Origin of the sequence: Streptomyces sp. NPDC127114 (genome assembly GCF_042677525.1) — a bacterium.
In the GTDB taxonomy this organism is placed as follows: Bacteria; Actinomycetota; Actinomycetes; order Streptomycetales; family Streptomycetaceae; genus Streptomyces.
This window is the reverse complement of sequence record NZ_JBHXTJ010000010.1, coordinates 106,680-131,025: the sequence shown is the minus strand read 5'-3', so window position 1 is coordinate 131,025 and position 24,346 is coordinate 106,680. Positions and strand designations below refer to the sequence as shown.

Here is a 24,346-nt window from a genome sequence, read left to right as displayed (position 1 = left end):
CGGCGTGTCATCGAGCGTATGCCCGTTTGATCTGGAGAATGTCCAGCCTTTTGAGTGGCTAGCTCTCGGAGGACTTGCCCCCCGAACGAGTGGACCCCGCCGACGCACCCGCCTTGACCCCGTCCCGGCCGCCGTCGGACTTCGATCCCGCTGACGGCGTCTCGAAAGACTCCAACGCCTCGAGCACGTCCTGGACACGGGAGATCTCGGCATTGATGTCCTCGCGCCTGCGCACCAGGACGTCCAGCTCGCGCTTGCCCTCCGAGACGGTCTGCTCCGCCTCGCGCTCGGCCTCCGCCCTGATCCGCTCGGCCTCCGCCTTGATCCGCTCCGCCTCCGCGGTCAGCGAGGCCTTCTTCTGCTCGGCCTCCTTCAGCAGCGCCTCGGCCTTCTTCACGGCGGCGATACGGACCTTGCTCGCCTCCGAAGTCGCCTCCGAGACCAGCTCCCTGGCCTTCTCCTCCGCCTCGGCGCGCTGCTCCTCCGCGGCCTTCACCAGCTTGTCCACGCGCTCGCCGGCCGTCTTCATCTGCTCGGCCGTCTCGCGCCGCGCCCGCTCGTGCAGCTCCTCGATCTCGCCCTCGACGCGGGAACGCAGCTCCTCCGCGCGCTCCCTTATGGCGGTCGCGTCGCTGCGCGCCCCGACGAGGAGCTCGTCGGCGTCCGTACGGGCCTTCTCCACCAGCGAGTTGCCCTCGATGGTGGCCTCGGCGACGATCCGGTCGGCCTCCTTGCGGGCCGCGCCCACCATGGTGTCCGCCTGCTCCTCGGCCTCGGTGGTGGCGCGCAGCGCCTCCTCCTGGGCCTTGGTGATCAGCTGGTCGGCCTGCTCGGCGGCGTCCGCGCGCTTCTTCGCCCCCGCCTCGCGGGCCTCGTCGAGCGTGCGGTCGGCCTCGGCGCGCGCCTCGGAGCGCATCTCCTCCGCCGCCGCCTCGGCGTCCGCCTTGATCCGGGCCGCCTCCTCGGCGATCCGCTCGGCCTCCGCGCGCGCCTCGCCGACGAGCGTGTCCGCCTGCTCGGCGGCGTCCGCGCGCCGCTTGTCGGCGGCCTTGCGGGCCTCGTCCAGGATCCGGTCGGCGTCCGCGAGCGCGGCGCTGCGCAGCGCCTGCGCGTGCGCCTCGCCGTCCACCTTGACCTGCTCGGCCTCGGCACGGATCCGCTGTGCGTCCTGCTCGGTCGCCTCCAGGAGCTCGGCCGCCTCCGCGGTGAGCCGCTCGGCCTCGGCGGTGGCCTCGGTGATGAGGGTGTCGGCCTGTTCGGCGGCGTCGGCGCGGCGCTTGTCGGCGGCCTTGCGGGCCTCGTCGAGGACCTGCTCGCCGTCGGCGCGGGCAGCGGCCCGCAGCGCGTCGGCCTCCGCCTCGCCGTCGGCCTTGACCTGCTCGGCCTCGACCTTGAGCTGCTCCGCCTCCGCGGTGAGCCGCTCGGCCTCGGCCGTGGCCTCGGTGATGAGGGTGTCGGCCTGCTCGGCGGCGTCGGCGCGGCGCTTGTCGGCGGCCTTGCGCGCCTCGTCGAGGACCTGCTCGCCGTCGGCGCGGGCAGCGGCCCGCAGCGCGTCGGCCTCCGCCTCGCCGTCGGCCTTGACCTGCTCGGCCTCCGCGAGCAGCCGCTCGGCCTCCTCGGCGAGCCGATCGGCCTCGGCCGCGGCCTCGCCGAGAAGGGCGTCGGCCTGTTCGGCGGCGTCCGCGCGGCGCTTGTCGGCGGCCTCGCGTGCCTCGTCGAGGACCCGCGCCGCCTCCTCGGCGATCCGCTCGGCCTCCGCCCTCGCGTCGCCGACGACCTTCTCGCCCTGCGCCGCCGCCTCCGAACGGATCCGGTTGGCGTCCTCGCGGGCGTCGGCACGCGTGCGGGCCGCGTCCTGCTCGGCCGAGGCCAGCGCGTCCGTCGCCTCGGTCCGTACCCGCTGGGCGTACTCCGCGGTGTCCGACCGCAGCTTCTCCGCCTCGGCGAGGGCGTCCGTGACCGTCCGCTCGGCCAGCGCCTTCGCCGCGTCGGACTCCTCCTGGGCGCGCTCACGGATGCGGTTGGCGTCCTCGGTGGCCCGCTCCCGCTCCTCGTACGCGTCGGCGCGGACCCGGTCCGCCTCCTCCTGCGCCTCGGTCCTCGTGCGCTCGGCCGCGTGCTCGGCGGCGCTGCGCAGCCCGGCGATCTCCTCCTCGGCCGTCTCGCGCAGGCCCGAGACCGAGTCCCGCACCTCCTGCGCGGTGGTCTCGGCGGCCGACACCATCTCGGTCGCGCGGGCGTCCGCCTCCTCGACCAGACGGTGTGCCTCGGCCTGTGCCTCCTCGACCCGCTTGCGGGCGGAGGCGAGCAGCTCCTCGCTCTGCTCGCGGGCCAGTTCACGCTCGCGGCCGGCCTCGGTACGGGCCGAGTCCAGCGTCTCCTCGGCCTCGCGGCGGCGCCGGTTGGCCTCCTCCTGGGCGGCGGCCAGCGCCTCCGCGGCCTCGGCGGCGACCCGCTCGGCGGCGGCGGCGGCCTCGGCGCGCATCCGGTCCGCGGCCTCCTGCGCCTCGGACTTCAGCCGCTCGGCCTCGGCGTCGGCCTCCTCGCGCACGGCGGTGGCCGCGGCCTCCGCCTCGGAACGGGCGGTGGACGCGTCCGCCGCCGCCTCCGTGCGCAGCCGCTCGGCCTCCTGCTCGGCCTGCGCCTGAAGGGTACGGATCCGCTCGGCGGACTCGGTGCGCAGCCGCTCGGTCTCCTCCGCGGCCTCGCGCCGGATCCGCTCGCCCTCGGCGCGCGCGTCCGTCAGTGCCTCGCCGGCCGACGCCAGCTTCGCCTCGGCCTCGGTGTGCAGCCGGGCCAGCTCGTCGGCGGCCTCCGCCTGCCGGGCCGCGGCGGCCCGCTCGGCCTCCTCGCGCAGCGCCACGGCGGCGGCCTCCGCGGCCTCCCTGACCGACTCCGCCTGCTCCTCGGCCTCGGCGCGCATCCGCTCGGCCTCGGCCCGGGTGCGCTCCAGCGTCTCCTCGGCCTGGGTGCGCAGGGTCTGCGCCCGCTCCATGGCCTCGCCGCGGACCCGCTCGCTCTCGGCGCCCGCGCTCGTACGCAGCTCGTCGGCGTCCTTACGGGCCTTGGTGAGCAGCTCCTCGGCGGTCTTCGCCGCCTCCTCGATCTGCCCCACGGCCTCGCGCCGGGCCTCGCCGCGGATCCGCTCGCCCTCGGCGATGGCCTCGGCGCGCAGCTGCTCGGCCTCGCCGCGCAGCCGGCGCGCCTCCTCCTGCAGCTCGACCGTCTTGGCGCGGTACTCCTTGGTGTCGTCCTTCGCCGAGCCGAGCAGCTCGTCGGCCTGCTCCTCGGCCTGCGAACGCAGCCGGTCGGCCTCGGCCTCGGCCTCGCGGCGGATCCGCTCGGCCTCCTCGGCGGCCTTCCGGGTGGTCTCCTGGGCGTTCTCGGAGGCCTTGGTCAGGATCTCCTCGGCGCTGCGGGCGGCCTTGGCGAGCGCGGCGGCGGAGTCCTCGGCGGCGACCGTACGGGCCTTCTCGGCAGCCTCCGAGACCAGCTTCTCGGCCTCGGCGGTGGCCTCGCGGAGCTTCTCCTCGGCCTGCTCCTTGAGGGCCTCGGCCTCCTTGGTGGCCTCGCCGACGAGGCGGGCGATCTCCGTCTTGGCCGTACGGGTGCGCTGCTCGTTGACGGACTCGGCGCTCGCGAGCTGCTTGGCCGCGGCCTCCTTGGCCTCGGCGAGGGTGCGCTCGGCCTCCACCCGGGCCTCGCGCAGCCGGAGCTCGGCCTCCTGGACGCGCACCTCGGCCGTACGGGACAGCTCGGCGGCCTCGCGGCGGGCCTGGTCGGTCTCGGCGGTGGCGGAGGAACGCAGCCGCTCGGCGTGGCTGGTGGCCTCCTCGGCCTGGCTGGAGGCGGCGGAGAGCAGGCGCTCGGCGTCCTTGCGGGCGCGCAGCAGAATCGCTTCGGCCTCGGCCCGGGCCGCCTCCGCCTCGGAACCCACCCGGCGGCGGGTCTCCTCGGCGATCCGGGCGGCCTCGGCGCGTGCGGCGGCCAGCGACTGCTCGGCCTCGGCGCGGGACTCCTCCATCAGGCGCCGGGCCTGGGACTCGGTGCGGGCCCGCAGCTGTTCGGCCCACGCCACGTTCTCGTTGACGTGCGACTCGACGGTCTGCCGGCGCTCGTTCAGCTCCTGGTCGAGCTGCTGGCGCCGCTGCACGGCCTCGGCGTGCAGCTCGGCCTGCAGGCGGGCCTGCTGCTCGGCGTGCTCCTGGAGGATGCGCTGGGTCTGGGCACGGGCCTCGCGCAGCTCGCGCTCGGCGTCCTGGCGCAGCTGCTCGGCCTGCATCTGCGCGTTGCGCAGCATCTGTTCGGCCTGGTAGCCGATGTCCGCGCTGTCGTACGCGGGCCGGGACGCGATGGTCCGGCGCGCCTCGTGGAGCTTGGCGCGCAACACCTCGACCTGGTACCCGAGGTCCTCGGCGTGCTGGACGGCCTTCTCTCGCTCCTTCTTCAGCCGGTCCATCTCGGCTTCGAACCGCGAAAGATGGTCGTCTTCAGCTCGGTGGCTCTCCTGGCGTTCGTAGCCCCGCACTGCGCGGTCCATCCTTCCCCGAGCTCTCCGAGCAGGGGAGACCCCAACCCTGCTCGCAACTCCAACGAGCACCGTTCACCGGACAGAACGGCCCCCCGGGGAATCGTGGCAGATCGGACGACCCCGACATCCCGACTTCGGTGCCGCACGTACTCGGCCCCGACCGGCCCCGGCCCGGAGTGGCCCACTCTACCGGGCCGGGAATCCGGAGGTCAGTGCTCCGCTGAGGAGTGGTCAGCCGAGGGCTTCGCCGAGGTGACCAGTTCCGTCAGGACGCCGTGGCAGTCCTTGGGGTGGAGGAAGGTGATGCGGGAGCCCATGGAGCCGATCCGCGGCTCGTCGTAGAGGACCCGGACGCCCTTGGAACGGATGGCCTCGGCGTCCCCGTCCACGTCCGCGGTGCCGAAGGCGATGTGGTGCACGCCCTCGCCGTTCTTCGCGAGCCACTTGCCCACGGCGGAGTCCTCGCGGGTGGGCTCCAGGAGCTGGAGGTAGGACGCCCCGCCGTCGGAGGTCTCGTTGATCTTGAGCATGGCCTCGCGGACGCCCTGCTCCTCGTTGACCTCCTCGTGGAACACCTCGAAGCCGTACGTCGCCCGGTAGAACTCGACGGTCTCGTCGAGGTTCCGGCAGGCGATCCCGATGTGGTCGATACGCGTCAGCATGCGTCCAGTGCAGCGCCCTGGCGATGGTTACGCAACGTGCGCGCGATCACACCGGCGGGCCGGTGACCGGGCCGCGCACCGCTCAGTACATTGAACGTAAACCCTCGTTCACTCCTCATCCCTAGGGGCCGTGCCTCATGTCTGGAACGACCGGTACCACCTCAGTGATCGTCGCGGGCGCCCGCACGCCCATGGGTCGCCTGCTCGGCTCGCTCAAGTCCTTCTCGGGCGCCGACCTGGGCGGCTTCGCCATCAAGGCCGCCCTCGACCGGGCCGGCATCGGCGGCGACCAGGTGCAGTACGTGATCATGGGCCAGGTGCTCCAGGCGGGCGCCGGGCAGATCCCCGCCCGCCAGGCCGCCGTCAAGGCCGGCATCCCGATGCACGTCCCCGCCCTCACCATCAACAAGGTGTGTCTGTCAGGTCTGGACGCCATCGCGCTGGCCGACCAGCTGATCCGCGCCGGCGAGTTCGACGTGATCGTGGCCGGCGGCCAGGAGTCCATGACGAACGCCCCGCACCTGCTGCCGAAGTCCCGCGAGGGCTACAAGTACGGCGCCATCGAGATGCTCGACGCCATGGCGTACGACGGCCTCACCGACTCCTTCGAGGGCATCGCGATGGGCGAGTCCACCGAGAAGCACAACACCCGCCTGGGCATCCCGCGCGAGGTCCAGGACGAGATCGCCGCCCTGTCGCACCAGCGCGCCGCCGCCGCCCAGAAGAACGGCGTCTTCGAGGCCGAGATCACCCCGGTCGAGATCCCGCAGCGCAAGGGCGAGCCGGTCGTCTTCTCCCAGGACGAGGGCATCCGCGCCGAGACCACCGCCGAGTCCCTCGGCAAGCTGCGCCCGGCCTTCGCCAAGGACGGCACCATCACCGCCGGCACCTCCTCGCAGATCTCCGACGGCGCCGCCGCCGTGGTCGTGATGAGCAAGGCCAAGGCCGAGGAGCTCGGCCTGGAGTGGATCGCCGAGATCGGCGCCCACGGCAACGTGGCCGGCCCGGACAACTCGCTGCAGTCGCAGCCGTCCAACGCGATCCGCCACGCCCTCGGCAAGGAGGGCCTGGACGTCTCCGACCTCGACCTCATCGAGATCAACGAGGCCTTCGCCGCGGTCGCCCACCAGTCGATGAAGGACCTCGGCGTCACCCCCGAAAAGGTGAACGTCAACGGCGGCGCGATCGCGCTCGGCCACCCCATCGGCATGTCCGGCGCCCGCGTGGTGCTGCACCTCGCCCTGGAGCTCAAGCGGCGCGGCGGCGGCGTCGGCGCGGCGGCCCTGTGCGGCGGCGGCGGCCAGGGCGACGCCCTGATCATCAGGGTCCCCGGCAAGTAAGCACCCGGCCCAACCAGCAAGGAGCAGCTGCACATGGTGGACGTCCCCGCTCTGGTCGACCAGGCACGGGAGGGCCGGCCGCGCGCCGTGGCCCGGCTGATCTCGCTCGTGGAGGGGGCGTCCCCGCAGCTGCGCGAGGTGATGGCGGCGCTCGCCCCGCTGACCGGCAACGCCTACGTGGTCGGCCTGACGGGTTCGCCCGGCGTCGGCAAGTCGACCTCGACCTCGGCGCTGGTCTCCGCGTACCGCCGGGCCGGCAAGCGGGTCGGCGTCCTGGCCGTCGACCCCTCCTCGCCGTTCAGCGGCGGCGCGCTCCTGGGCGACCGGGTGCGGATGTCGGAGCACGCCTCCGACCCGGGCGTCTACATCCGCTCCATGGCCACCCGCGGCCACCTCGGCGGGCTCGCCTGGTCCGCCCCGCAGGCCATCCGCGTCCTGGACGCGGCCGGCTGCGAGGTGATCCTCGTGGAGACCGTCGGCGTCGGCCAGTCCGAGGTGGAGATCGCCTCCCAGGCCGACACCTCGGTGGTGCTGCTCGCGCCGGGCATGGGCGACGGCATCCAGGCCGCCAAGGCGGGCATCCTGGAGATCGGCGACGTGTACGTGGTCAACAAGGCCGACCGGGACGGCGCCGACGCCACCGCCCGCGAGCTCAACCACATGCTGGGCCTCGGCGAGGCCCGCGCCCCCGGCGACTGGCGCCCGCCGATCGTGAAGACGGTCGCGGCGCGCGGCGAGGGCGTCGACGAGGTCGTGGAGGCCCTGGAGAAGCACCGCGCCTGGATGGAGGAGCACGGCGTCCTGGCGGAGCGCCGCCGCGCCCGCGCCGCCCGTGAGGTCGAGACGATCGCGGTCACGGCGCTGCGCGAGCGGATCGGCGACCTGCACGGCGACCGCCGGCTCGACGCGCTCGCGGAGCGCATCACGGCGGGAGAGCTCGACCCGTACGCGGCCTCCGACGAGCTGATCGCGAGCCTGACGGGCCACTGAGCCCGCGGACGCGCAAGGGCCCGGCACCTGCTTCCAGGTGCCGGGCCCTTCCCGTGCGTCCGCGCCGCGTCGCGCCGCCGCTGCTACGGCTTGCCGCGGCGGCCGCGCAGCTCCTCGGCGATCGGCTTCAGCGACTCGTGGAGGTCGCCGAGCGCGTCCGGGCTGAGCTGGTCGATGAAGTGCTTGCGCACCGACTCGACGTGGTGCGGGGCGACCTTGTGCATGGTGGTCATGCCCTCGTCGGTCAGGACCGCGTACAGCCCGCGCCGGTCGGACTCGCAGTTCTCGCGGCGGACGAGCCCGGCGTTCTCCATCCTGGTGATCTGGTGGGAGAGCCGGCTCTTGGACTGCAGGGTGGCGGCCGCCAGGTCGCTCATCCGCAGACGCCGGTCGGCCGACTCCGAGAGGTTCACCAGGATCTCGTAGTCGTTGATCGTCAGGCCGAAGGGCTGGAGGTCCTTCTCCAGCTGGTACATCAGCATTCTGTTGACGTCCAGGTAGGTGCGCCAGGCGCACTGCTCGGCGTCGGTGAGCCAGGGGGTGGCCGTCTCGGTCTCCATGTGTGGATTCTACCTAAAGAAGTTGAATACTGGACGAGTTCTGGGAGTGTGTTCGACGCGTCACGCTCCGCAGACTACCGCTCACAAACCGAAGCGACGCTGCAGGTCGCCGAGCTGTCCGGGAAGGCGCGGTACCGAACCCAGCGGCCCCTGGCCGGATCCGTGCGCTCCCGCACCGCCATGACCGCCCGGCACACCCGGCTGCGCCCCCGGCTCGCCGATCGCCCGTTCGGGCATCAGCAGCTCCGTCGACTGGAGCAGTACGGTACCCGCTCCGACGAACTCGAACTGATGCTCCTCGCCCGAGCTGCCGCCGATGCCCGTCAGGGCCCGCACGCCGCCCATCACGCCGGTCAGGTACCCGTGGTCGTAGTGGTGGCAGGGCGACGGGCAGTCGGCCCAGCCCACCAGCGCCTGCGGATCCACCCGCAGCGGCGGCTCCATGAAGACCACCGGACCGTTCGACGCGGCGACGAACTTGCCCGTGCCGATCAGCGTGACGAAGCCCGGCACGATCGACTGCTTCAGCGCCAGCGTCGGCTGGTACGCGAGCAGATTTCCCGAACGGATCGTCAGGTTGCCCTCGTCCAGGTCGTACGAGTTCACGTCGAAGGCCCGGTCGGCCAGCAGCATCTTTCCGCTGCCCTCGGCCACCACCCAGTCGCTCGCGTGCAGCGGCGAGTGGAAGGACGTCCGCACCAGCCGGTCGAGCCGGCCGTGCCCGATGCCGTTGAACTCGATCTGCCCGTAGTAGGCGATCATCTTGCCCTTCTGCAGGAACCACTGGGAGCCCTTGAGCTCCACGCAGAAGGTGTACGGATTGACGTTGTCGTCGCTCGGCAGGGAATGCGGGTCGAGCACCGTCGGGCCCCCGGCCATAAAGGTGTTCACAGCTTCTCCTCCGACGCCTGCACGTACACCGCACCGCTGCCGCTCAGCTCCAGCTGGAACGCCTCGCCCGAGCCGCGGCCCACCATGTCCCGCCAGCCCAGCGCGGTCGACAGCTTGTTGCGCACGTCGCCGTGGTGCGCCACGTACGCCTGCGGGTCGACGTGCACCGGGCGGCCCGGCGTGATCGGCAGCTCGATGACCCCGCCGTGCGCCATCACGGCCACCGAGCCGTGGCCCTTGAGCGTGGTGGTGAACAGGCCCTGGCCGGTCACCTGGCCGCGGACCATCCCCATGACGCCGCCCTGCGAGCCCATGAACATGGTGCCCTGCTCCAGGGTGCCGTCGAAGGCGAGCAGCCGGTCGGCCTCCACGTAGAGGGTGTCACCGGTCAGCGCGATCACCTGGATGTGGTGACCGCCGTGCCCGAACATCACCGTGCCGCTGCCCTCGACGGTCATCAGCGGGGTCGCCTCGCCGGCCACCCGGCGCCCGATCATCGACATCAGGCCGCCCTGGCCGCCGGCGATGTTCGGCGTGAAAGTGACGTCGCCGCGGTACGCCAGCATCGCGCCCCGCTGGCTGAACAGCCGCTGCCCCGGGATCACCGTGGCCTCGACCATCTTGGAGTTGATCTCCCGGAACGGCATCAGACGTCGCCTCCGATCGTGTTCCGCTCGCTGGGCTGGACGTACACGAGCCCGTCGCCCTCGAAGCGGATCTGGAAGGCCTCGCCGCCGCCCTCGCCCATGAAGGTGCGGAAGGTCACGCCCGACTGGAAGTGCTGCTGGAGGTTGCCCTGGTGGGCGATGTACGCGCCGGGGTCGACGGACAGCGGGTACTGCGGGGTCACCCGCAGCACGACCGCGGGGCCGTCGGACATGATCGCCGCCTGGCCGGTGCCCTCGACCGTCGTCGTGAACAGGCCGTTGCCGGTCGCGCCGCCGCGCAGCCCGGTGAAGGTCGTGCCGGTGCGCAGGCCGGCGTCGGTGCAGAGCAGGTTGCTCGCCTCGACGTACAGCTTGTCGCCGTGGAGCTGGACGAGGTTGATCTCGGAGGCCCGGTCGGCGAACCAGCAGGTTCCCTGACCGCGGACCTCCATCACCTCCATCTGCTCACCGGTCAGCCTGCGGGTGACCATGCCGCGCAGGCCCTCACCGCCGCCGGACATCTTCTTGAAGGCCATCTGGCCGTCGTAGGCGACCATCGAGCCGTTCTTCGCCTTCACGGCGTCACCGGTCATGGTCACGGCGAGCACTTTGCTGCCTTGGAGTCGGAACGTTGCCACGAAGGGAAGGTACTGGGCCCCCGGATAAAGAGACAGCAAAGTCGCCGTGCACAATGGAACGGCCCTTGTGCATCCGTTCACAAGATCCGAACGAAGGTGACCCCTCCCGTGGACATCAAGACCGCATCCTCCCTGCACCGGCTCCGGCTCGTCTCCGCGCCGGAGGCCGTGTCGTTCCTGCTGCTCCTGGTCTGCTCGGTGCTGAAGCGGACGACGGACTTCAACGCGGTGCCGGTGATGGGCGCGATCCACGGCATCCTCTTCATCCTGTACGTGCTCTTCTGGCTGGACGCCTGGAACCGCACCAAGTGGTCCTTCAAGACGGCGGCGGTCTACTTCGTCCTCTCCGTGCTGCCCTTCGGCGGCTTCTTCGCGGAGCGCAAGCTCAAGCGCGAGGCCGAGGCGGCGGTCATCGCCTCCCGCGCCCGCCGCGAAGGCGTGGTGAACGCATGATCGTCGCCTTCTCGGTGACCCCGCTGGGCGTGGGGGAGGAGGTCGGCGAGTACGTCGCCGACGCGGTACGGGTCGTGCGCGAGTCCGGCCTGCCGAACCGTACGGACGCCATGTTCACGTCGATCGAAGGTGAGTGGGACGAGGTGATGGACGTCGTGAAGCGCGCCGTCGCCGCCGTGGAGGCGCGGGCGCCGCGCGTCTCCGTCGTCCTGAAGGCCGACATCCGGCCCGGTGTCACGGACGGGCTGACCGCGAAGGTCGACACCGTGGAGCGCCATCTGGCCGGCTGAGCCGGCCCCGCTCGCGTACGTGGGGAGCCCCGGACCGCCTCAGGCGGTGCGGGGCTCCGCCGCGTCCAGGTGGGCGGCGACGCGCCGGAGGAGGTCCACGAGCGTCCCGTACTCCTCGGGCGACAGGCTCTCCGTCACCCGGGCCCGGAGGGCGCCGACCTGTTCGGCGATCCGCCGGTGCGCCCGGCGGCCCTCCTCGGTCAGTGCCACGGTGCCGTCCCCGGAGCGGCTCGCCCAGCCGCGCCCGGCGAGGTCGTCGACGTACGGGCGTACGGTCGGCTCGCCGGCGGTCAGGAACGGCGCGACGGCGCGGTCGAGCTCGGCGAGCGTGGCCGGTTCGTGCGCGAGTGTGTGCAGGACCTGCCAGTGCCGGCGGGCGAGGCCGTCCGCCGCGAACAGGCGGGCCATGGCCGCCTCGATGGCGCCGTCGATGTGCTTCAGCCAGTAGCCGAACGGGCGCTGCGTACGGACGTCTTCTTCGCTGTTCACGGCATTCATGACATCCCCCGATGCATGTAGTTTTACAACAGTTGTAAACTAGCATGCATGTCGGAGGAGCGCATGCAGGAAAAGGAGCAGCGGGAGGCCCTGGTCGCCGTCGAGCGGGCCATGGTCGCCATCCGCCGCAGTCAGACCCGCCGCTCGCTCGGCCGCCTCGTGCCGCCGGACGGCGGCCGGGCGGTCGACCCCACGCTCTTCGGCGTCCTCGACGCCGTCGAGGGCCGGGGCGGGAGCTGCTCGGTCACCGACGTCGCCGCCGCGCTCGGCGTGGACCAGCCCCGGGCCAGCAGGCTCGTCCTGCGTGCCGTCGAGGAGGGCTGGGTCAGCCGCTGGCCCGACCCTGCCGACGCCCGGCGCGCGCTGCTCGCGCTCACCGTCGAGGGGCAGGAGCAGGTCGACCGTACCCACCGCTTCCGGCAGCGGGTCTTCGCCCGGGCGATGGCGGACTGGCCGGACGCCGACCGGCTCGCGTTCGCGCGGCTGCTGACCGCCTTCGTGGACGGTTTCGGGCGCGCGGCCGACTCCGGTGACGGGCGGGCGGGCTGAGGCTGCCGTGGGGCCGGACGGCGGACGCCGGCCGTCACCCGTCAGGCCGAGGGGCCCGCCTCTCGTGAAATACCCTCACTCGGACGCTTCCCAGTCGACACGCCGATAAATGTCCCCTTTCGTGGGGCTATCGACAGGTTCGACGACAGCTGGAGGCACCGTGCGGCCGCGAGGCTACGACTACGACACCTACAGCCGACTCGCCGGTCCCCTCACGGAACCGGACCGGGCAGGGGGCACCTACCGGGTGCAGTACCGGAGTCTGCTCTCGAAGGAACCGCACCGAATACGAGCCGTCGTCCTCATGGGTCTCGCGCCGCTGCTCTCGGCGCTGCTCCTGGTCTACCTCGTCTGGCCGAGCCACTGGACCGTCCGCGAGGGCGACGACGCCTGGCGGGTGCCGTACGACACGGTGATGCTCGTGTCGATCGGGCTCATCTGCTTCTTCATGCTGGTCAACGTCACCTCGATCGCCCACGCCACCCTCGTCGCCCGCGACCCCATACCCGTGCGCCCCGAGCCCGGCACCCGGGTCGCCTTCCTCACCACCTACGTGCCCGGCAAGGAACCGCTCTCCATGGTCCGGGCCACCCTCGAAGCCGCCGTACGGCTGCGCCACGACGGGCCGCTCGACGTGTGGCTGCTCGACGAGGGCGACGACCCCGGCGCCAAGGCGCTGTGCGAGCAGCTCGGCGTCCGGCACTTCACCCGCGCGGGAGTCCCCGAGTGGAACCGCGCGAAGGGCGTCCACAAGGCCCGCACCAAGCACGGCAACTACAACGCCTGGCTCGCCATGCACGGCGACGCCTACGACTTCTTCGCCTCCGTGGACACCGACCACGTGCCGCTGCCGAACTTCCTGGAGCGCATGCTCGGCTACTTCCGCGACCCCGACGTCGCCTTCGTCGTCGGCCCGCAGGTCTACGGCAACTACACCTCGGCCGTCACCAAGGCGGCCGAGTCGCAGCAGTTCCTCTTCCACGCGCTCATCCAGCGGGCCGGCAACCGCTACCGCGCCCCCATGTTCGTCGGCACCAACAACGTCGTCCGCGTCACCGCCCTCCGGCAGATCGGCGGACTGTACGACTCCATCACCGAGGACATGGCCACCGGCTTCGAGCTGCACCGGCGAAGGAACCCGCGCACCGGCCGCTTCTGGCGCTCCGTCTACACGCCCGACGTCCTCGCGGTGGGCGAGGGCCCCGCCTCCTGGACGGACTTCTTCACCCAGCAGCTGCGCTGGTCGCGCGGCACCTACGAGACGCTGCTCAAGCAGTACTGGAAGGCGCCCTTCCGTACCCCGCCCGGGCGGCTCCTCAACTACACGCTGATGCTCGTCTACTACCCGATGACGGCCGTCAACTGGTTCCTCGGCATCCTCTCCTGCGTCCTCTTCCTGTGGCTCGGCGCCTCCGGCACCCAGGTCTCCTCCCCGGTCTGGCTGATGATCTACAGCGACGCCGTTGCCCTCCAGATCGGCCTCTACCTCTGGAACCGCCGCCACAACGTCTCGCCCCACGAACCCGAGGGCTCCGGCGGCCTCGCCGGCATGGCGATGTCCGCGCTGTCCGCGCCGATCTACCTCAAGTCCCTCGGCTCTGCGCTCCTGCGCACCCGCGGCCGCTTCGTCGTCACCCCCAAGGGCGGCGAGGCCAGCCCCGACCGGCTCCTCACCTTCCGCATCCACCTCTACTGGGCGGCGGTCCTCGTCGCCTCCCTCGTCGCCTCCGTCCGCCTCGGACACACCCACGCCGCCATGCGCACCTGGGCGGTGCTCGCCCTGGTCATCGCGCTCGCCCCGGTCGCCGTGTGGGCCCTCGGCGAGCTGCGCGACCGGCGCCGGCTGCGGATCCGCGCCGCCGCCAGGGCCCGGGCCCGCGCCCGCGGCCGGGCCCACGCCGCCGCCGGCGTCACCGTCGTCGCCACTCCCGCCAAGACCGGGCCGGCGCCCACCACGGCGACCGCGCCCACGACGACCGGAGGGAACTGAGCCATGGCCTACCGGCCGTCCCGGCAGTTCAAGAAGACCCTGCTCGGCAGCGGCGCCGTGCTCGTGCTCGCGGCCCTCAACGCCCCGGCCGCCGTCTCCTTCGCCACCGAGAAGTACCACGCATACAAGATCGCCCAGCCCGGGTACATGCGGAAGTACGGCTCCTGGGGCGTGGTCGACGTGCCCGAGCAGTACCGCGTCAACGCCATCCACGCCGCCCTGCTGCACACCGGCAAGGTGCTGCTCATCGCCGGATCCGGCAACGACCAGAAGAAGTTCGACTCGGGCACCTTCGAGACGATCCTCTGGGACCCGGTGAAGAACACCTTCAAGTCCGTCCCGACGCCGGAGGACTTCTTCTGCTCCGGCCACACCCAGCTGCCCGACGGCCGCCTCCTGGTGGCCGGCGGCACCGCCCGCTACGAGGTCCTCGACGGCGAGGTCAAGAAGGCCGGCGGCGGCATGCGGGTCAAGAACGAGAGCCCCGACAAGGCCGTCACCCTCAAGAAGGGCACCGTCTTCCGCTCGCCGTCCGGCGTCGAGTACGTGTCGAAGTTCGACGTCACCGTGCCCAGGGCCAAGCGCGAGTTCGAGATCTCGTACTTCAAGAGCGGCCAGATGAAGCCGTGGAAGACGAAGGTCACCGCCGCCGAGGCCAGGGTCTTCGTCGAGGCGAGGAAGGAGGGCCCGCAGGCGCTCACCACCGAGGCCGCGCAGTACGAGGTCGTCGGCCTCAAGGGCGAGGACGCCGACAACGTCTACGGGCTCGCGCAGAAACTCACCACCGAGAAGCAGGACTTCCAGGGCATCAAGGCCGCGTACGAGTTCGACCCGAAGGCGGAGCGCTACATCCCGGTCGCGCCCATGAAGGACGCCCGCTGGTACCCGACGCTCGTCACCCTCGACGACGGCAGGGTGCTCGCCGTGTCCGGGCTCAACGACGTCGGCGACGTCGTCCCCGGCGACAACGAGATCTACGACCCGAAGACCAAGAAGTGGTCCAAGGGCCCCTTCCGTTACTTCCCCACCTACCCGGCGCTCTTCCTCACCAAGGGCGGCAAGCTCCTCTACACCGGCTCCAACGCCGGCTACGGCCCGGCCGAGAAGGGCCGCGAGCCCGGCCTGTGGGACCTGAAGAAGAACTCCTTCACCAGGCTGGGCGGGCTCACCGACCCGGACCAGCTGGAGACCTCCGCCTCCCTGATGCTGCCGCCCGTGCAGGACCAGAAGGTCATGGTCCTCGGCGGCGGCGGGGTCGGCGAGTCGCCCGCCTCCACCGCCCGCACCTCGATCATCGACCTGTCCGAGGACAGCCCCGTCTTCAGCGACGGGCCGGCGCTGCCGCAGGGCACCCGCTACCTCAGCAGCGTGCTCATGCCCGACGACACCGTCTTCACCAGCGGCGGCTCGGCCGACTACCGCGGCCGCGGCGGCAGCGACATCCTCAAGGCCCAGTTCTACGACCCGAGGTCCAACACCTTCAACGAGGCCGCCGCGCCCACGGTCGGCCGCAACTACCACTCCGAGGCGCTGCTGCTGCCCGACGGACGGGTCGCCACCTTCGGCTCCGACCCGCTCTTCGACGACGCCGACAACACCAAGCTCGGCACCTTCGAACAGCGCATCGAGGTCTTCACCCCGCCCAGTCTGCACCGCGGCGGCACCAACCGGCCGGTGCTCGGCGAGGGCCCGCAGGAACTCGACCAGAACGGCCGCGCCACCTTCAAGACCAAGGACGCGGCCCGGATCACCAAGGCCCGGCTGATGCGGCCCAGCGCCGTCACGCACACCACCGACGTCGAACAGCGCTCGGTCGAACTGGGCCTGCGGAAGGGCGCGGACGGGACGACCGTCACCGTGGAGGTGCCGAAGGAGAAGACGCTGGTGCCGCCCGGCTGGTACATGCTGTTCGTGACCGACCAGGACGGCATCCCGTCCGAGGCGAAATGGATCCAGGTGTCGTGAGGCGCGCGTCCGGCCCGGGTCAGGACCTGGCCCGGCGGGCCAGGCCCAGGGCGTAGTCGGGCCACCAGGTGCCGGCGGCCGGGCCGCCCCGGCAGGGGCCGTCCGAGTCGCCCGGCCGCTTGATCCACAGATAGGCGTCGACCAGCTCGTCCCCGGTCCGGTCGGTCGGCGGTACGCCGAGCGCCCGGCCCGGCGGATTGCACCAGGCCTCCTCCCGGTCGCCCGGGAGGGGGCCGAAGCCGTTGCGGCTGGTGTCCACGGTGAAGTGGGCGCCGCCGAGCAGCCGGGACAGACCGGCGCCGAAGCCGCGGACGACGTCGTTGGTCTGGAAGTTGGAGACGTTCAGCGCGAAGCCGTCGGCGCGGGCGATGCCCGCCCGGCGCAGCGGCTCCACCAGCTTGTTCGGGTCGTCGATCCAGGCCGGGTTGCCCGCGTCGAGATAGACCCGGGTGCGCGGCTGCCGCTTGAACCGCAGGACGGCCTCGGAGAGCAGCCCGAGCCGCTCCTCGTGGTACTCGCCGGGGGTGCAGCCGTCCACGACGTGCGGCACCGCGTCCGGCTCCAGGACCACGATCGCGGGCGCGTCGCCGATGGCGGAGGCGAAGGAGTCCACCCACTGACGGTAGGCCTGCGCGTCGTGCGCGCCGCCCGCCGAGTACATGCCGCAGTCGCGGTGCGGGATGTTGTACGCGACGAAGACCACCGTGCGCCCGTCCCGCGCCGCGCCGTCGACCGCCCGGGTCACGTCCGGCACGGGGTTGTCGCCGGCCGGCCATTCGGCCACCGGCCGCTCCGAGATCCGCCGCAGGACCTTGGCGTCCTCCGTGCGGCCCTGGGCCTCGTACACCTTCACCTGCCGGGCCGCGTCGCTCTCCGGGTCCACCCAGAACGGCGAGCCGCCGGTGGGCGCCGCGGCCTCGCCGCGCGCCGAGGGCGGCCCGACGGGGGAGGGCGGCCCGTCGCCGTCCGTGCCGCACCCCGTGAGCAGCAGCGCGGCGGCGAGGGCGGCGGTGGCGAGGGAACGACGGCGACGGGACATCCGGCCCCCAGGGTCGGCTACGGGCTACGGGCTACGGGTACGGCCTACGGCGACGAGTCACGCGATACGGCACAGGCCGGGCCATCGTGACATAACGGTCAGTCGTCGTCCTGCTGCGACACCGCGAGCGCGATCCCCAGCGGCGTCCGCTCGTACAGCACCTGGTGCCCGTAACGGCGGGAGGCCAGCAGCCCGGCCGCCCGCAGTACCGACAGATGCGCCGACACCGACGACGGCGCGAGACCGAGCCGGTGCGCGAGCGCCGAGGTGCCCGCCGGCTCGTCCAGCGCGCACAGCACCTCGGCCCGCGCCCGGCCGAGCAGCCGGGCCAGCGCCTCCGGCGTCCGCTCCCGGGGCTCCGTCCACAGCCCGCCGATGCCCCGCGCCGGATAGGCGACGGTCGGCTGCCAGGGAGGATCGAAACCGCTCACCACCTCCGGCCAGATGAACACCGACGGCAGGAGGACGAGCCCCTGGCCCTCCAGCGCGCGGACGTGCTCACCGCGGTAGTGGTCCACCACGAGCGTGGCCGTCTCCTCCGACCAGCCGAAGGCCGGGTGCAGATCGTCGAGCAGCCGCTCCAGACCGCCCTCGGCCAGCCGCCGCGAGTGATAGGCGACGTCCGCCTCCAGAAGCGCCCGCAGCCGCGGCCACTCCGGCTCGACCAGCACCTCCCAGGCCCGCTCCAGGAGGTCCGCGAGCCGCGCGAGCGAGGCCGCCGGGTCCGCCAGGATCCGCCGGCCCTCCGCGCTCTCGGACGCCCCCCGCGTGTCCGCCAGCGCCCGCGCGAAGTCCGCGGCGGCGACGGCCGGATCCGTCGCCCGTACGGCCGCGATCTCCTCGGCGAAGTCGCCGGAGGGCCGCAGCGGCGGGGGATACAGACAGTCCGGGCTGTGCCCGCGCAACGGCATCAGGAGCTGCAACGGCGCGAGGTCGAGCCCCCGCGCCGCCTCCGCGATCCGCCGCAACCACGGCAGGTGGTACCTCTGCTGCCCCGGCCGCGCGAGCACCCGCACCGCCGACTGCGTCTCCCACAGGGGCGAGATCGCGAACCGGATGCGCAGCGGATCGGCCTCACCGAAGTGCAGGTGGTACGGCACGGGGCCTCCGGAGACGGGCGGACGGCCAGGATTCGGCCTGAGCCGAAAGTCTAGGGCGCGACCGCCGCCCGCCCGCACCCTGCGTCCATGCCCACGAACGACACCCGGGCGCCCGCGACGGCGCCCGCGCCCACCCCTGTCCCCGAACCGCCCGCCACCGGCTACCGCGCCGTCTTCGCCGTCCGCGAGTTCCGCTTCGTGTTCGCCGCCCACCTCTGCTCGCTGCTCGGCGTCGTCGTCAGCGAACTCGCCCTCACCGTCCTCGTCTACCACCTCACCCGCTCGCCGCTGCTCTCCTCGCTCACCTTCGCGCTCGGCTTCCTGCCCTACCTCTTCGGCGGCACCGTGCTCGCCGGGCTCGCCGACCGGGTGCCGCCGCGACGGGTGCTCGTCGCCTGCGACCTGCTCTGCGCGGGCTGCGTCGCCCTCATGGCCGTGCCCCTCACGCCCGTCGCCGCGCTGCTCGCCCTCCGGTGCGCCGTCGCCGTCGTCGCACCCGTGTTCCAGGGCACGCGGACCGCGACCCTCGCCGACATCCTCGGCGAGGGCGACCTCTTCGTCCTCGGCCGCTCGCTCCTGCGGATCGTCTCGCAGAGCGCCCTGCTCACCGGCTTCGCCGTCGGCGGCGTCCTGCTCACCGTCGTGCCGCCGCGCGGCGCGCTGCTCGTCACCGCCGCCACCTTCCTGCTCTCCGCGCTGCTCCTCCGCCTCGGCACCGCCCGCCGGCCCGCCCGCGCCGCCGACGGCGGGCGCGAGGGGTTCCGCGCCACCTGGGGCCTGCTGCGCGACCGACGGATCCGCGCGCTCCTGCTGATGTTCTGGGTGCCACCGATGTTCGCCGTCGTGCCCGAGGCACTCGCCGCGCCCTACGCCGACGAGACCGGCCTCTCCACCGCCGCCCTCGGCCTGCTCATGTGCGCACTGCCCGTCGGCACGATCGCGGGCGAGCTGCTCGCCGGGTCCTTCCTGGGCCCCGCCGTCCGCTCGCGGATCGTGATCCCGCTCGCCGTCACCGGCACGCTGCCCTTCCTCCTGTACGCCCTCGCCCCCGGCGCCGCGCTCGCCGCCGCCGCGCTCCTCCTGGCCGGCGCCACCGCCGCGTACACCCTCGGCCTCGACGCCTGGTTCGTCGCCGCCGTCCCCGGTGACCGGCGGGGCCGGGCGATGACACTGATGTCCGCCGGGATGATGACCGCGCAGGGCGTCGGGATGGCCGCGGCAGGCCTCGCCGCCGAGTTCGCCGCCGTGCACACCGTCGTCGCCGGCGCCGGGGTCCTCGGCACGCTCGGCGCGGTCCTGCTGGCCCTGCAGGTCCGGGCGACCGAAAGGCGAGACGCGGCTGACCGCCATATGACCAGTGGGTAAGGTCGAGGCGTGCCGAAGCCGCTGAGTCTCCCCTTCGACCCCATCGCCCGCGCCGACGAGCTCTGGCAGAAGCGCTGGGGCCCGGTCCCCTCCATGGCCGCGATCACCTCGATCATGCGGGCCCACCAGATCCTGCTGGCGGAGGTCGACGCCGTGGTCAAGCCGTACGGGCTGACCTTCGCCCGCTACGAGGCACTGGTGCTGCTCACCTTCTCCAAGGCCGGCGAGCTGCCGATGTCCAAGATCGGCGAGCGGCTCATGGTGCACCCCACCTCGGTGACCAACACCGTCGACCGCCTGGTGAAGTCGGGTCTCGTCGACAAGCGGCCCAACCCGAACGACGGGCGCGGGACGCTCGCCTCGATCACCGAGAAGGGTCGCGAGGTCGTCGAGGCGGCCACCCGCGACCTGATGGAGATGGACTTCGGCCTCGGCGCGTACGACGCCGAGGAGTGCGCCGAGATCTTCGCGATGCTGCGGCCGCTGCGGGTCGCGGCGCACGACTTCGAGGAGGGGTAGGCTCGTCGCGCGGGTCAGGCCGCTGTTCCCCGCTCCTGCGGGGATGATCCGATCACTCGGAACGTGCCCTTACGCTCGACGGCGTGCTCCCCGCGTCCGCGGGGATTTTTCGGGCGGTTACGCTCGTAGCCATGAAATCCAGCGTGCTGACCCGCTACCGCGTCATGGCGTACGTGACCGCCGTCATGCTCCTCATCCTGTGCGCGTGCATGGTCGCCAAGTACGGCTTCGACACCGGCGAGGATCTGACCTTCGCGGTCTCCCAGGCCCACGGCGTCCTCTACATCATCTACCTCGTGGTCGCGTTCGACCTGGGCTCCAAGGCCCGCTGGTCGTTCGGCAAGCTGCTGTGGATCCTGCTGTCCGGGACGATTCCGACGGCCGCCTTCTTCGTCGAGCGCAAGGTCGTCCGCGAGACGCTTCCGCTGGTCAGCGGCGCGCAGCCGGCTCCCGCCAAGGCCTGAGCCGAGGCTCACGGCGCACCTCCGCACGCATGTGCGGAGGTTTGCCATCGACATTTACTAGGACGTCCTAGTAAATTCGAAGCATGGACGCTGACGCCATCGAGGAAGGCCGCCGTCGCTGGCAGGCCCGTTACGACAAGGCCCGCAAGCGCGACGCCGACTTCACCACGCTCTCCGGGGACCAGGTCGACCCGGTCTACGGGCCCCGGCCGGGCGACACCTACGAGGGGTTCGAGCGCATCGGCTGGCCCGGTGAGTACCCCTTCACCCGTGGCCTGCACCCGACCGGCTACCGCGGCCGGACCTGGACCATCCGCCAGTTCGCCGGCTTCGGCAACGCCGAGCAGACCAACGAGCGCTACAAGATGATCCTCGCCGCCGGCGGCGGCGGGCTCTCGGTCGCCTTCGACATGCCCACCCTCATGGGCCGCGACTCCGACGACCCGCGCTCCCTCGGCGAGGTCGGCCACTGCGGCGTCGCCATCGACTCCGCCGCCGACATGGAGGTCCTGTTCAAGGACATCCCGCTCGGCGACGTGACGACCTCCATGACCATCTCCGGGCCCGCCGTGCCCGTGTTCTGCATGTACCTGGTCGCGGCCGAGCGCCAGGGCGTCGACCCGGCCGTGCTCAACGGCACGCTCCAGACCGACATCTTCAAGGAGTACATCGCGCAGAAGGAGTGGCTCTTCCCGCCCGAGCCGCACCTGCGTCTGATCGGCGACCTGATGGAGCACTGCGCGGCGGGCATCCCCGCGTACAAGCCGCTCTCCGTCTCCGGCTACCACATCCGCGAGGCCGGGGCGACGGCCGCGCAGGAGCTCGCCTACACCCTCGCCGACGGCTTCGGCTACGTCGAGCTCGGCCTCTCCCGCGGCCTCGACGTGGACGTCTTCGCGCCCGGCCTCTCCTTCTTCTTCGACGCGCACCTCGACTTCTTCGAGGAGATCGCCAAGTTCCGCGCCGCCCGCCGCATCTGGGCCCGCTGGATGAAGGAGGTCTACGGCGCGAAGACCGACAAGGCGCAGTGGCTCCGCTTCCACACCCAGACCGCCGGTGTCTCGCTCACCGCCCAGCAGCCGTACAACAACGTCGTGCGCACCGCGGTCGAGGCCCTCGCGGCCGTGCTCGGCGGCACCAACTCCCTCCACACCAACGCCCTCGACGAGACCCTCGCGCTCCCCAGCGAGCAGGCCGCCGAGATCGCCCTGCGCACGCAGCAGGTGCTGATGGAGGAGACCGGCGTGGCCAACGTGGCCGACCCGCTGGGCGGTTCCTGGTACATCGAGCAGCTGACCGACCGGATCGAGGCGGACGCCGAGAAGATCTTCGACCAGATCAAGGAGCGCGGGCTGCGGGCGCACCCCGACGGCAAGCACCCGATCGGGCCGATCACCTCGGGCATCCTGCGCGGCATCGAGGACGGCTGGTTCACCGGCGAGATCGCCGAGTCCGCCTTCCGCTACCAGCAGGCGCTGGAGAAGGGCGAGAAGCGGGTCGTCGGCGTCAACGTGCACCACGGCTCGGTCACCGGCGACCTGGAGATCCTGCGGGTCAGCCACGAGGTCGAGTGGGAGCAGGTCCGGGTGCTCGGCGAGCGCAAGGGCCGCCGCGACGAGGCGAAGGTCCGCGCGTCCCTGGACGCGATGCTGGCCGCGGCGCGTGACGGCTCCAACATGATCCCGCCGATGCTCGACGCCGTACGGGCGGAGGCCACCCTCGGCGAGATCTGCGACGTGCTCCGCGACGAGTGGGGCGTGTACGTCGAGCCGGCGGGCTTCTAGCCGCAAGGGAATCCTGCGCGCCGGCCGCTCGCAACGGCCGCGCGTATCCGGCCAAGACGCCCCCGTACGACCTGCCGGTCGTGCGGGGGCGTCGTCGTCGGTCGCTGCGACTGCGCGACGGCGGTCACGTGTCCACGGCTACGTGACGGCGGTCACGTGTCCACGGCTGCGTGTCCGGCGCTCGCCGCCTACAGTTCCGCCGCCGCCGTGAGGCCGCCGAGCAGCAGGGCCGTGAGCCGCCGCACCCACGCCTCGTCCACCGGCTCGGCGCTCACCAGGGCGCGGTGGACCACCGCGCCCGCGACCACGTCGAAGATGAGGTCGTCGACGGCCGCCACGGTGGCCGGATCGCGCTTGTCGGGGAGCTCGCCCCGCTCCTGCGCGCGCTGGCGGCCCTCCAGGACCAGGCGCTTCTGGCGGTCCACGATCGAGGCGCGGATGCGTTCGCGCAGCGGCTCGTCGCGGGTGGACTCGGCGACCACCGCCATCAGGGCCGTCCTGGTCTCGGGGCGTTCGAGGAGCGCGCCGAACTGCAGCACGACGTTTTCGATGTCGGCCTGGAGGGAACCCAGATCGGGCAGTTCGAGTTCATCGAAGAGGACGGCGACGGCGTCCACCACGAGTTCGTTCTTGTTGGCCCAGCGCCGGTAGAGCGTGGTCTTGGCGACTCCGGCCCTGGTCGCCACGTCGCCCATGCTCAGCTTGGACCAGCCCAGCTCCACGAGAACCGCCCGGGTCGCCTCCAGGATGGCCGTGTCGGCCTCCGCGGAGCGCGGTCGTCCGGTGCGGTTGCGGGAACGGGTGCGGCTACACATGGACGTCGACCATACCCGCCGGTAGGTATTGCGCCAGAGGCCGGTGATGTGAGGCAGTTCACGGCCCGACTCTCCCCGCGGGGCCGGGCTCGCCATTACGCTACGACCCGTAGCGAAAGGCTTGAGCGGCCCTCGCGACAACCACGGCGCCAGGTGGGGACCCGGCGCACACGAACAGCGGAACACGCAGGCGGAACCGTGCTGTCCGGCCACCGGGCGGCACGGTTCGGCCATGGCTTACCGGTTACGCGCGCGGAGGGGGGAGGATGTAGGCATGCAGCCCCGAAACATGTCCATGAGCGGCGTCGTCGACCTCGCCGCGGTGAAGGCGGCCGGCGAGGCCAAGGCGAAGGCCGAGGCGGCGCGCGCCGAGGCCGCCCGGCACGGCGGTACGCCTGCCGTCGCCCCATCCGCCCTGGTGATCGACGTCGACGAGGCGGGCTTCGAGCGCGACGTGCTCCAGCGCTCCGCCGAGGTCCCGGTCGTCATCGACTTCTGGGCCGAGTGGTGCGAGCCGTGCAAGCAGCTCGGCCCGCTCCTCGAGCGCCTGGCCGTCGAGTACAACGGCCGCTTCCTGCTCGCCAAGGTCGACGTCGACGCCAACCAGATGCTGATGCAGCAGTTCGGCATCCAGGGAATTCCGGCCGTTTTCGCGGTGGTCGCCGGTCAGGCGCTGCCGCTCTTCCAGGGCGCGGCCCCCGAGGCGCAGATCCGCCAGACCCTCGACCAGCTGGTCCAGGTCGCCGAGGAGCGCTTCGGCCTCACCGGCATCCAGGTCGACCCGGACGCCGCGGGCGCGCCGAGCGCCGGCGTCCCGGCCGGCCCGTACGACGCCCTCCTGGAGGCGGCCATGTCCGCGCTCGACGCGGGTGACCTGGCCGGTGCCGTCCAGGCGTACAAGAACGTGCTCGTCGACGACCCGGAGCACCCCGAGGCGAGGCTGGGGCTCGCCCAGGCGGAGCTGCTGTCCCGGGTGCAGGGCGTGGACCCGCAGGCGGTGCGGAAGAACGCGGCCGACAACCCGGCGGACGTCGCCGCGCAGATCGCCGCCGCCGACCTCGACCTGGTGGGCGGTCATGTCCAGGACGCCTTCGGGCGGCTCGTGGACGCGGTGCGCCGCACGTCCGGCGAGGACCGGGACGCGGCGCGGCTCCGGCTGCTCGAGCTCTTCGAGGTGATCGGTCCCGAGGACCCGCGCGTGACGGCCGCCCGGCAGGCTCTGGCGAGCGCTCTCTTCTGAGGCGTCCGCCGCTTGC

At 72.4% G+C, this 24,346-nt stretch carries 22 protein-coding genes; 12 read left to right on the top strand and 10 right to left on the bottom strand.

The genetic code is table 11. From position 1 onward, the window contains the following. Window positions 1-58: 58 nt before the first annotated feature. Window positions 59-4,528: a polarized growth protein Scy gene (gene scy / locus ACFVGS_RS13495; RefSeq protein WP_384413632.1), complete on the bottom strand. Its 4,470-nt coding sequence runs from the start codon at window positions 4,526-4,528 to the stop codon at window positions 59-61. Window positions 4,529-4,740: 212 nt separating this feature from the next. Next, a complete protein-coding gene (gene mce / locus ACFVGS_RS13490) occupies window positions 4,741-5,193 on the bottom strand; it encodes a methylmalonyl-CoA epimerase (protein WP_345485589.1) in 453 nt (150 codons plus the stop codon). A gap of 137 nt (window positions 5,194-5,330) precedes the next feature. On the opposite strand from mce, the gene ACFVGS_RS13485 reads away from it, so the two are divergent. Both ACFVGS_RS13485 and meaB read left to right on the top strand, forming a co-directional pair. Then, on the top strand, window positions 5,331-6,533 hold the full coding sequence (locus tag ACFVGS_RS13485; protein WP_384413584.1) for an acetyl-CoA C-acetyltransferase: 1,203 nt from the start codon (window positions 5,331-5,333) through the stop codon (window positions 6,531-6,533). 33 nt (window positions 6,534-6,566) lie between these two features. Further along, window positions 6,567-7,523 carry a methylmalonyl Co-A mutase-associated GTPase MeaB gene (gene meaB / locus ACFVGS_RS13480; protein WP_384413581.1) on the top strand — a complete coding sequence of 319 codons (957 nt, stop codon included), beginning with the start codon at window positions 6,567-6,569 and terminating at the stop codon, window positions 7,521-7,523. An 83-nt stretch (window positions 7,524-7,606) separates the two neighbouring features. Here the strand turns inward: meaB and ACFVGS_RS13475 are convergent, their stop codons facing one another. The 4 genes from ACFVGS_RS13475 to ACFVGS_RS13460 all read right to left on the bottom strand — a co-directional run bounded on the left by ACFVGS_RS13475 (window position 7,607) and on the right by ACFVGS_RS13460 (window position 10,259). Continuing rightward, a complete protein-coding gene (locus ACFVGS_RS13475) occupies window positions 7,607-8,083 on the bottom strand; it encodes a MarR family winged helix-turn-helix transcriptional regulator (RefSeq protein WP_384413579.1) in 477 nt (158 codons plus the stop codon). A gap of 81 nt (window positions 8,084-8,164) precedes the next feature. Beyond that, entirely contained in the window at window positions 8,165-8,962 is a 798-nt protein-coding gene (locus tag ACFVGS_RS13470; RefSeq protein WP_384413629.1) for an AIM24 family protein, read from the bottom strand. Window positions 8,963-8,970: 8 nt separating this feature from the next. Continuing rightward, window positions 8,971-9,621, bottom strand: a complete 651-nt coding sequence (locus ACFVGS_RS13465; protein WP_384413576.1) for an AIM24 family protein — start codon at window positions 9,619-9,621, stop codon at window positions 8,971-8,973. Next, the gene (locus ACFVGS_RS13460; protein WP_352076234.1) at window positions 9,621-10,259 is read right to left on the bottom strand and encodes an AIM24 family protein; all 639 of its coding nucleotides are present in this window, start codon (window positions 10,257-10,259) and stop codon (window positions 9,621-9,623) included. The genes ACFVGS_RS13465 and ACFVGS_RS13460 overlap by 1 nt, the downstream gene beginning before the upstream one ends. A 108-nt stretch (window positions 10,260-10,367) precedes the next feature. Between ACFVGS_RS13460 and ACFVGS_RS13455 the strand changes: the two genes are divergently transcribed. Both ACFVGS_RS13455 and ACFVGS_RS13450 read left to right on the top strand, forming a co-directional pair. After that, a complete protein-coding gene (locus ACFVGS_RS13455) occupies window positions 10,368-10,712 on the top strand; it encodes a DUF3817 domain-containing protein (protein ID WP_384413573.1) in 345 nt (114 codons plus the stop codon). Further along, window positions 10,709-11,002 (top strand): MTH1187 family thiamine-binding protein, encoded by a 294-nt coding sequence (locus ACFVGS_RS13450; protein WP_384413570.1) that lies wholly within the window; start codon window positions 10,709-10,711, stop codon window positions 11,000-11,002. The genes ACFVGS_RS13455 and ACFVGS_RS13450 overlap by 4 nt, the downstream gene beginning before the upstream one ends. 39 nt (window positions 11,003-11,041) lie before the next feature. Here ACFVGS_RS13450 and ACFVGS_RS13445 read toward each other — a convergent pair whose 3' ends face one another. Continuing rightward, window positions 11,042-11,491 carry a MarR family winged helix-turn-helix transcriptional regulator gene (locus ACFVGS_RS13445; protein ID WP_385692540.1) on the bottom strand — a complete coding sequence of 150 codons (450 nt, stop codon included), beginning with the start codon at window positions 11,489-11,491 and terminating at the stop codon, window positions 11,042-11,044. A gap of 57 nt (window positions 11,492-11,548) precedes the next feature. On the opposite strand from ACFVGS_RS13445, the gene ACFVGS_RS13440 reads away from it, so the two are divergent. The 3 genes from ACFVGS_RS13440 to ACFVGS_RS13430 all read left to right on the top strand — a co-directional run bounded on the left by ACFVGS_RS13440 (window position 11,549) and on the right by ACFVGS_RS13430 (window position 16,004). Next, a complete protein-coding gene (locus ACFVGS_RS13440; protein WP_384413565.1) occupies window positions 11,549-12,049 on the top strand; it encodes a MarR family winged helix-turn-helix transcriptional regulator in 501 nt (166 codons plus the stop codon). Between the two features lie 160 nt (window positions 12,050-12,209). Then, entirely contained in the window at window positions 12,210-14,039 is a 1,830-nt protein-coding gene (locus tag ACFVGS_RS13435; RefSeq protein ID WP_384413563.1) for a glycosyltransferase family 2 protein, read from the top strand. Window positions 14,040-14,042: 3 nt separating this feature from the next. Continuing rightward, entirely contained in the window at window positions 14,043-16,004 is a 1,962-nt protein-coding gene (locus ACFVGS_RS13430; RefSeq protein ID WP_384413560.1) for a galactose oxidase-like domain-containing protein, read from the top strand. Window positions 16,005-16,023: 19 nt separating this feature from the next. On the opposite strand, the gene ACFVGS_RS13425 is transcribed toward ACFVGS_RS13430, so the two are convergent. Then, a complete protein-coding gene (locus tag ACFVGS_RS13425; RefSeq protein ID WP_384413557.1) occupies window positions 16,024-17,043 on the bottom strand; it encodes a glycoside hydrolase family 6 protein in 1,020 nt (339 codons plus the stop codon). A 98-nt stretch (window positions 17,044-17,141) separates the two neighbouring features. Further along, entirely contained in the window at window positions 17,142-18,143 is a 1,002-nt protein-coding gene (locus ACFVGS_RS13420) for a DUF5937 family protein (protein WP_385692539.1), read from the bottom strand. 87 nt (window positions 18,144-18,230) lie between these two features. Here ACFVGS_RS13420 and ACFVGS_RS13415 point away from each other — a divergent pair, with 87 nt between their 5' ends. The 4 genes from ACFVGS_RS13415 to ACFVGS_RS13400 all read left to right on the top strand — a co-directional run bounded on the left by ACFVGS_RS13415 (window position 18,231) and on the right by ACFVGS_RS13400 (window position 22,275). Further along, window positions 18,231-19,508 (top strand): MFS transporter, encoded by a 1,278-nt coding sequence (locus ACFVGS_RS13415; protein ID WP_385692538.1) that lies wholly within the window; start codon window positions 18,231-18,233, stop codon window positions 19,506-19,508. Between the two features lie 9 nt (window positions 19,509-19,517). Next, window positions 19,518-20,027 carry a MarR family winged helix-turn-helix transcriptional regulator gene (locus tag ACFVGS_RS13410; RefSeq protein WP_384413549.1) on the top strand — a complete coding sequence of 170 codons (510 nt, stop codon included), beginning with the start codon at window positions 19,518-19,520 and terminating at the stop codon, window positions 20,025-20,027. Window positions 20,028-20,158: 131 nt separating this feature from the next. Continuing rightward, window positions 20,159-20,491, top strand: coding sequence for a DUF3817 domain-containing protein (locus ACFVGS_RS13405; RefSeq protein WP_384413546.1), 333 nt, complete (start codon window positions 20,159-20,161; stop codon window positions 20,489-20,491). A gap of 83 nt (window positions 20,492-20,574) precedes the next feature. Beyond that, window positions 20,575-22,275: a methylmalonyl-CoA mutase gene (locus tag ACFVGS_RS13400; RefSeq protein WP_384413543.1), complete on the top strand. Its 1,701-nt coding sequence runs from the start codon at window positions 20,575-20,577 to the stop codon at window positions 22,273-22,275. Between the two features lie 188 nt (window positions 22,276-22,463). Here the strand turns inward: ACFVGS_RS13400 and ACFVGS_RS13395 are convergent, their stop codons facing one another. Next, entirely contained in the window at window positions 22,464-23,090 is a 627-nt protein-coding gene (locus ACFVGS_RS13395; protein ID WP_384413540.1) for a TetR/AcrR family transcriptional regulator, read from the bottom strand. A gap of 274 nt (window positions 23,091-23,364) precedes the next feature. Here ACFVGS_RS13395 and ACFVGS_RS13390 point away from each other — a divergent pair, with 274 nt between their 5' ends. Continuing rightward, window positions 23,365-24,330: a tetratricopeptide repeat protein gene (locus ACFVGS_RS13390; protein ID WP_384413538.1), complete on the top strand. Its 966-nt coding sequence runs from the start codon at window positions 23,365-23,367 to the stop codon at window positions 24,328-24,330. Window positions 24,331-24,346: the final 16 nt, after the last annotated feature.